This window comes from Kitasatospora sp. NPDC032757, assembly GCF_055579305.1.
Genome location: NZ_JBVINN010000080.1, coordinates 1 through 7,276, shown reverse-complemented (window position 1 = coordinate 7,276; position 7,276 = coordinate 1). Strand labels below are relative to the sequence as shown.

The 7,276-nt window shown below is 70.2% G+C and carries 8 protein-coding genes and 2 pseudogenes; 5 read left to right on the top strand and 5 right to left on the bottom strand.

The annotated features are described in order from the left end of the window. From ACZ5WK_RS39770 to ACZ5WK_RS39760, 3 genes and pseudogenes are all read right to left on the bottom strand, one after another. A partial coding sequence (locus ACZ5WK_RS39770) for an IS701 family transposase (RefSeq protein WP_465555390.1) occupies positions 1–777 on the bottom strand: 777 nt, incomplete at its 3' end. A gap of 175 nt (positions 778–952) precedes the next feature. Next, positions 953–1,285, bottom strand: a pseudogene (locus ACZ5WK_RS39765) (DUF8189 domain-containing protein); the annotation flags it as partial. A 15-nt stretch (positions 1,286–1,300) separates the two neighbouring features. Next, on the bottom strand, positions 1,301–1,663 hold the full coding sequence (locus tag ACZ5WK_RS39760; RefSeq protein WP_465555388.1) for a DUF8189 domain-containing protein: 363 nt from the start codon (positions 1,661–1,663) through the stop codon (positions 1,301–1,303). Between the two features lie 20 nt (positions 1,664–1,683). Here ACZ5WK_RS39760 and ACZ5WK_RS39755 point away from each other — a divergent pair, with 20 nt between their 5' ends. The 3 genes and pseudogenes from ACZ5WK_RS39755 to cas2e all read left to right on the top strand — a co-directional run bounded on the left by ACZ5WK_RS39755 (position 1,684) and on the right by cas2e (position 3,167). Further along, positions 1,684–1,830 carry a type I-E CRISPR-associated protein Cas6/Cse3/CasE gene (locus ACZ5WK_RS39755; RefSeq protein ID WP_465555392.1) on the top strand — a complete coding sequence of 49 codons (147 nt, stop codon included), beginning with the start codon at positions 1,684–1,686 and terminating at the stop codon, positions 1,828–1,830. A gap of 59 nt (positions 1,831–1,889) precedes the next feature. Continuing rightward, positions 1,890–2,809, top strand: a pseudogene (gene cas1e / locus ACZ5WK_RS39750) (type I-E CRISPR-associated endonuclease Cas1e). A 43-nt stretch (positions 2,810–2,852) separates the two neighbouring features. Beyond that, a complete protein-coding gene (gene cas2e, locus ACZ5WK_RS39745; protein ID WP_465555386.1) occupies positions 2,853–3,167 on the top strand; it encodes a type I-E CRISPR-associated endoribonuclease Cas2e in 315 nt (104 codons plus the stop codon). Between the two features lie 485 nt (positions 3,168–3,652). On the opposite strand, the gene ACZ5WK_RS39740 is transcribed toward cas2e, so the two are convergent. Next, a complete protein-coding gene (locus ACZ5WK_RS39740) occupies positions 3,653–3,826 on the bottom strand; it encodes a hypothetical protein (RefSeq protein ID WP_465555384.1) in 174 nt (57 codons plus the stop codon). Between the two features lie 142 nt (positions 3,827–3,968). Between ACZ5WK_RS39740 and ACZ5WK_RS39735 the strand changes: the two genes are divergently transcribed. After that, the gene (locus ACZ5WK_RS39735) at positions 3,969–4,490 is read left to right on the top strand and encodes a hypothetical protein (RefSeq protein WP_465555382.1); all 522 of its coding nucleotides are present in this window, start codon (positions 3,969–3,971) and stop codon (positions 4,488–4,490) included. A 1,021-nt stretch (positions 4,491–5,511) separates the two neighbouring features. On the opposite strand, the gene ACZ5WK_RS39730 is transcribed toward ACZ5WK_RS39735, so the two are convergent. After that, a complete protein-coding gene (locus ACZ5WK_RS39730; protein WP_465555380.1) occupies positions 5,512–5,910 on the bottom strand; it encodes a VOC family protein in 399 nt (132 codons plus the stop codon). A gap of 91 nt (positions 5,911–6,001) precedes the next feature. Here ACZ5WK_RS39730 and ACZ5WK_RS39725 point away from each other — a divergent pair, with 91 nt between their 5' ends. Continuing rightward, positions 6,002–6,991, top strand: a complete 990-nt coding sequence (locus tag ACZ5WK_RS39725; RefSeq protein ID WP_465555378.1) for a helix-turn-helix transcriptional regulator — start codon at positions 6,002–6,004, stop codon at positions 6,989–6,991. Positions 6,992–7,276 lie beyond the last annotated feature (285 nt).

Sequence of the window (7,276 nt, the reverse complement as noted above, 5' to 3'; positions counted from 1 at the left end):
GGGGGGGACAAAGGGTTGTGGGGGTAATGGAGACGTCTCCTTCAACCTGCCCCTGCGGCCGCCCCCCCCCCCTTCGTTTTTGTGCTGGTTCTGTTTCCCCCCCCCCCCCCCCCCCACGATGTAGTCCAGGCCCCGGGAGCGCAGAGCATGGCGGAAGGCCGCCGACTGGCCGTAGCCGGCGTCGGCGACCACGACCTGCGGGGCCGGCCCCCAGGAGATCAATTCCTCGAGGGCCTCGATCGCCAGCCGCCACTTCTCGACGTGCCCGACCTCCACCGGCAGGCCGGTGCGTCGCCGGCGGTCATCGCCGCGGTCGTCCCAGTCCGGCGGCACGAACAGCCGCCAGGACAGCGGGCTGGAGGCCTGGTCGGTGACGGCGTGGACGCTCACCCCGACCTGGCACAGCGAGCGTTTGCCCAGCGCGCCGCAGTACTGCCGGGAGGCCGCCACCGACTGGTCACCGGCCTTCGGGAACGAGGTGTCGTCGATCACCCACGCCTCGGGCGCGATCGCGGCGGTCATCTTTCGGGCGATCTGCCGCAGCACCGGCGTGTGGTCCCACGGAGACTGGCTCACGAACTGCTGCAGGGCCTGCATGTTCCCGTCCGGCAGCCGCTCGGCCATCGGCTGGATCGACTTGCGCCGCCCGTCCAGCATCAGCCCGCGCAGATAGCAATCACCCTGCCGGCGCTGATCCTTGCGCGCCAGCGACGCGAACACCTCGGTCACGAACTCGCCGAGATGTTCGCGGAGCTTCTCCACCTCACCAAGATCCACAGGCTGCAGCATGCACCGCCGCAACCGCCAAGATCAAATCAACCTAACGAAGTACTACTAGCTAGGGTCCCCGGCCACGGGCCGCCTCCGTTCGAGTGCTGAGCCGGTGGCCCGTCGAGCTCCGAAGAGCGCGACGGGCCACCGAGCCGACCATGCGAGGAGGTGACGGTCCTGCCTAGAGGTGGCCGGCCGCTGCGGGGCTACCGGTCAGTGCCACGGTGCTGTCCAGTTGCTGCCAGGTCCCGGACGGTCCGGTGCCGATCCGGTACCACTGCCACAGGGTGTTGTCGGTGGCGCGGGCGTAGACGTTGACCCGGGGACCCACCTGCGTCGCGGTCGGCGCACCGAGGACGGTGTGGCCGAGGTCGTACCAGGAGGACGACCAGCCGCCTGCGGCGGTCCAGCTGAGCTGGCCGACGCTGTTGGTGGGCGCGAGCCCGGCGAACACCTCGATCTGGCCGGGGCCGCCGCTGACCGCTGTCGGCGACGAGGAGAGCGTGCCGCCGTGGCTGGTCCAGCCCGTCTACTCACCGTTGACGTAGCTCTTCTGCCACAGCGCGTTGTCGGTGCCGCGGGCGAAGACGTCGATCCGGTTGAGCGAGGCCACCGCCGCGGGGGCGCCGACGATGGTGGTCGAGTTGGGTGCGTCCACGTACGCCCAGCTGCTGGTCCAGTTGACGCCGTAGTAGTAGGCCGGAAGGTCGTTCGCGCCGGGTGTCTGCTGGAAGGTCTTCTGGTACACCTTGCCGTCGGTGCCTCGGACGAACACGTCGATGCGGTCACGGCCGAGGCTCGCCGCGGTGGGGCTGGCGGTGAGGGTGCCGCCGAGGCTGGTCCAGCTGCCCCAGGCGCCGTTCTTTCCCGCTCGACGCCGCCCGCGGCTCACGCCGCAGCGACCAGCGCCCCATCAAGCACGACCGCGTCCTGTTCGAAGGCACCGCCCTCATCACCGACGCTGAAAGCCTGCGCTCCCGCCTCTCGGACGGTATCGGCAAGGGCAAGGCCTACGGCTGCGGACTGCTCAGCATCGCCCCTCACCGAGGCGACCGGTGACCGCTCAACGCCCCGATCCGAATGGCGCCCGGCGCCGACTCGCCGCGCCCACCGTCGCGATGCTGCCCCGCATCGCCGACTCGCTGTCCTTCCTCTACCTCGACATCGTCCGCATCGTCCAGGACGACACCGGCGTCTGCGCCGAAATCACCAGCCCCCAGCGCGGCACCGAAACCGTCTACCTCCCCACAGCGGCCCTCAGCTGCGTCCTCCTCGGCCTCGGCACCTCCATCACCGCACGCGCCCTCACCACCCTGGCCCGCCACGGCACCACCGTCATCGCCACCGGATCCGGAGGCGTCCGCTGCTACGCCTCCACCGTCCCCGACTCCCTCAGCACCACGTGGCTCGAACGCCAGGCCAGAGCCTGGGCAGACGACACCACACGCCTCGCCGTCGCCACTGCCATGTACGAACAACGCTTCGGCCCCGACGCCGCTCCACGCGGCAGCAACCTCAACAAACTCCGCGGGCTGGAAGGCCAACGCGTCAAGGCCCACTACCGCCTGCTCGCCCAACAGCACCGCATCGGCCGATTCCGCCGCAACTACGACCCCGGCTCCTGGGACACCCAGGACCCCGTCAACCTCGCTCTCTCCTCCGCCAACACCTGCCTCTACGGCATCGTCCACGCCGCCGTCCTCGCCCTCGGCTGCTCACCGGCCCTCGGATTCGTCCACAGCGGCAACCAGCAGGCCTTCGTCTACGACATCGCGGACCTCTACAAGGCCGAACTCACCATCCCGCTCGCCTTCTCCCTCCACTCGTCGCCCCAGCCCGAGGCCGAAGCCCGCCGCAGCTTCCGCGACGCCCTGCAGCTGTTCCGCCTTCTGCCCCGGATCGTCACGGACCTCCAGCGCCTGCTCGCCCCGGACCAGAACATCGAGCAACCCGACCCCGAGGAACAGCTGGTCGGTGGGACCCGATCAGCGGCGCCCTGCCCGGCGGCGTCAACTACGCAGATGGTGAGGGCCTGTGAGGCCGCCGGTGTCAGCTGTCCTGGTCCGAGGGCGGGGCGTGGCATGCCCTCGATGATCGTCATCTCCGTCACGGCCGTCCCCGACCATGTACGCGGAGCCCTCACCCGCTGGCTCCTGGAGGTCACGCCACACCTGTACGTCGGGACGGTCTCAGCCAAGGTACGGGATGAGCTGTGGCATGCCGTCAGCAGCTGCATCGGCTCAGGTGTTGCCGTCCTTGCCCACCCCGCAGCGAACGAGCAGGGGCTTGAACTGACCACTGCTGGTGAACAGCGACGACACACAGTCGACTTCGACGGCCTGACATTGATCGCATCCAGGGCACTGAGAAATGGTCAAGAAGTCGCAAAGCCATAGAAGAAGCCCAGCTCGCGAAGGGTCCTCCCCGCGCAGGCGGGGGTCAGCCGAGCGAGTATGTCGGCCTCTGGTACCGGCGCATGTCCTCCCCGCGCAGGCGGGGGTCAGCCGCCCGCATTCCACGCCTGGTTCCGGATGATTCTGTCCTCCCCCTCGCAGGCGGGGGTCAGCCGGTGGCGGACAGCAGAGCTGACCGACGTGCGCGCGGCTCGCCGCAGACCTCGGCACCTTCACACGAGCGGGAGTCCGAACCGTGAGGTGCGGTGCGTCCTGCGTGCTGCGTGCTGCGTGCTACAGATCGGAAACAGTGATCGTCCGGGCTTTGTGCGGGCACCCGTGGTTGGGCATATTCATTCCAGGCCCACAGATCGTCCACCACATCATCACTCGACGTCCGGGAGTTCGCAGATGCACGAGCAGCAATCCGGGTTACCCGCACAGCCGCCGGGCGGGAACGTCCCGCCGCCGCCCTCGATCCCGCCCGCCTACGCTCCGCCTGCGCCCGCGTACGGACCGCCGCAGGTGGGGTGGAACCAGCCGGCGCCGGCCCGGTCCTCCCGCACCGGGATGTGGGTCGCGCTGGGGGTCGTCGGTGCGATCATCCTGGCCGGCACGGCGTTCGCCGTGACGAGGTCGGGGGACACCACGTCGCCCGCCACGGCCCCGGCGGGTGCTGGGGCGTCTCCGGCCGGAGACGCGGCCGCACCGGCGGCAGGCGGCGCTGGGGCGGGTACCGGGGCAGGTGGGGCGGGTGCCGGGGCGGGTTCGAGCAAGCCGGCGCAGGACGCGGGGAACCAGACTATGGGCCGCGTCCGTCTGCCCGACACCTTCCTCGGGATGAAGCGCGACGACAACGCCCCCGAGACTGCGGTGCTGCGGCAGCAGGCCGAGGCCATGGTGCGGGACGATCCACACCAGCACGTCGTCGTGACGGCGTACAAGAGCGGTCAGTTCGGGGAGAACCACGCGATCGTCGTCGCGGTCGAGGGCGACGTCCCGTTCTCCGAGAAGGACCGCGCGGATGCGCTGGCCGAAATGAACGATGGCTCGGTGGAGGTGCCGGGCATGAAGGTGACCCATGGCGAGGTCAAGGACGTGGACCCGGGATCGCTGGGCGGCGTCATGAGGTGCAAGGTCACCATCACGAAGACCGAGTCGACGGACCCGTTCGGCAACAACCTGTCCAACGCGACCAGTTGTGCATGGTTGGACGGAAACACCTACGTGACCGTCAGCGAGGCCGACGGCATGACCGGGCTCAACCTCGCCAAGGCCGCGGAAAATGCCCGCCAGTTCCGCGCGCAGGCGGAGACCCGCCGGTAGCACGCCCCGCTCGGTGGGCCGGCCGCGCCACCGGTCAGTGCGGGCAGCGGCCGTGGCCGGGCCGGTGCGGTGACGGCGCCTTGGAGGTTCGGCAGGCGGCTCGAGCAGTGGTGCTCGCCTTCGGCAGGCTCCCGGAAGCAGTAGAGGAGCCGAGGAACTGAAACGGCCGGTCGATCCGAAGATCGACCGGCCGTTCGGCAGGAGAACCTCCGCCAGGCGATCTGGCACCGCCATCCGGGAACTCTGTTCGGGCGGCAGCTTCCGGGACGAAAAGGCTGCAGCAGCCGGAGCGGTCCGCCCTCGTACAGGTACGACCGGGCCATCGTCACCAGGCCAACGAGCTCGCGCTGCTGGAGCAGCGGCTCGCCACCGGTGACCACGACCAGACGAGGCGAGCGCGCCATCACCCATGCGGCAAGGTCCTCAACGCTGTGCCGGGTGGAAACCTCGCGCGGATCGAACCGCGACCAGTCCCACGTCTCCGGGGTGTCGTACCGCAGGCAGCGGAGGTTGCAGCGCGACAGTCGTACGAACCGCGCTTGCTGCCCCACACTCGGACCCTCGCCCTGGAACGTCGGACCGAAGCACTCCGCCGCCAGCAGCCCCCGCCGCTGGGCTCCTCGGCGTCGGTGGACGGCGAGATCCACTTGGTGATCAGTTGCTGCCGCTCCGCAGCGCTCAGGCTCTCGGCCAACGGGTGCTCCTCGCTCAAGACGGTGGCGGGCACCCTACCTCCGGGGACCGACAACCGGGCCCCTTCTGACGCAAGAGGCGGGCGGCCGGGCTGTCTACGGGCCCGGCCGCCCGGGGGCTTCACCGTGCGGTGCCCGGGCCGTGGGGGTGCAGGTGCCGGGCGGTGTGGAGCAGGCGCAGCCGCACGCCCTGGTCGGGGCGGTCCAACGGGCGGGTGCCCGGTTGGGCAACGGGAGGTCAGCCGGCTCCGGCGAGGCGGGTTCGGAGGTCGGCATGGACTGGGGTGCGCTGGGATCTCGGGGCTCCCGCGTGAGCGGTGTGCGTGGCGTCATTGTGCGAACTTTTCGATGGCCTCCGGGGTGACGGGGGTGAAGAAGTTGACGAGGTTGCCGTCGGGGTCGCGGAACAACAGCGACCGGTTACCCCAGGGCATCGTGGTGGGCTCGTTGACGAAGTCGGTGACGAAGCCGGTCAGGTTCTGGTGAACGCGGTCCACGTCGTCGACGAGGAACTCGGTGATCACGCTGTGGTTGTCCGCCGCGCGGGCAGAGCCCGGGGCGAACAGCGGGACGGTGCGGGTGCTCGCGATCGCGAGGGTTGCGCACGCGGTCTTGAGTTCGGCGAAGTCCTCGGTGGCCCGTATCACCTGCATCCCTGTAACTCGCTCGTAGAACTCGACGAGGCGTGCGACGTCGCTGGTGATGATGCGGATCGAGACGAAGTTCATGGAATCTCCTTGGCCGTGCTGGAGGCGTGCACGTCGCAGGCTAGGCGAAATAGTGGACAGAATCGGTCCTGTATTCGCGTAGGCTGCGAATATGCCACGACCCACCGGCCGCGTCCTGACACTCCTGGAGCTGCTGCAGTCGGGCGGCACCCGGACGGTGGCCGAGCTCGCCAACCGTCTCGGCGTCGAAGGGCGCACCGTGCGGCGGTATGTGGACCAGCTGATCGACCTGGACGTGCCCGTGGAGTCGGTGCGCGGCCGCTACGGCGGGTACCGGCTGGCTCCCGGGTACCGCTTGCCTCCACTCATGCTCAGCGACGACGAGGCGCTGGCCGTGCTGCTCGGCCTGGTCGCCGGCCGCCGGGCAGGGCTGACGACGACGGAGCGCACGGCAAACGAGACGGCGTCAGCGAAGATCCGGCGGGTGCTGCCCAAGCACATCGCCCGCCGGCTCGACACACTCCTGGAAGCTCTCGCCTTCACGGATCAGCCCGGCGAGTTGGACCACCCGGACGCCGGGCTCCTGCTCACCATCGCCGATGCGGTGCGCCACCGCCGACCGGTCTCGATCCGCTACACCGACCGCGACGGACGGCGCAGCGAACGCACACTGCACGCATACGGGATCGTCGCCCATGCGGGCCGGTGGTACGTGACGGGCAAGGACGCCCAGGTCGGCGAGGACCGAACCTTCCGGCTCGATCGCATCGCAGCCGCGAGGGCCCTGCCCGGCTCATTCGAAGCGCCCGTGGGTCCCGGTCCGGCACAGCGCGTGTTGTCAGGATTCGCCACGGCCGAGTACCGGCATGAGGTGACTTTGCGGATCCACGGGACAGTCGAGCAGATCCGCGCGCACCTTCCCGCCGGCGTCGCGAGCCTGGAGGAGCACGAGCCCGCGGCCGGCCAGGCCCCGGCGGCCGAGCCCTGGCTGCGCGTCGAGCTGCGGGCGCAGCGGCTCGACTGGTTGCCTCCGGTACTCGCCTCACTCGACCGGCCGTTCGTCATCGAGCGCCCCGATGAACTACGCGACCTCGTCATCGCGCTCGCCGATCGCCTCACGTCCTACGCCCGCCAAGCCTGACAGCGAGGAACCAATGTCATGAGACGGCACAGCTAGGTCTGCCCGAACCGCTCGGCCTGTAGTCCTCCCACGGGCCCGGGCGGTGCTGCCCGCACGTGCTGCCCACCTGCACGAACACGTCCCGGGGGGGGGGGGGGGGGGAGGGGGAGGGGGGGGGGGGGGGGCGGGGGGGGGGGGGGGGGGGGGGGGGGTGGTGGGGGGGGGGGGGGGGGCTCCCCCCCCCCCCCCCCCCCACTCCCGCGCTGTTTGCAAAGGCCACGCTTTGCAAACAGCACGGGCGAGCCC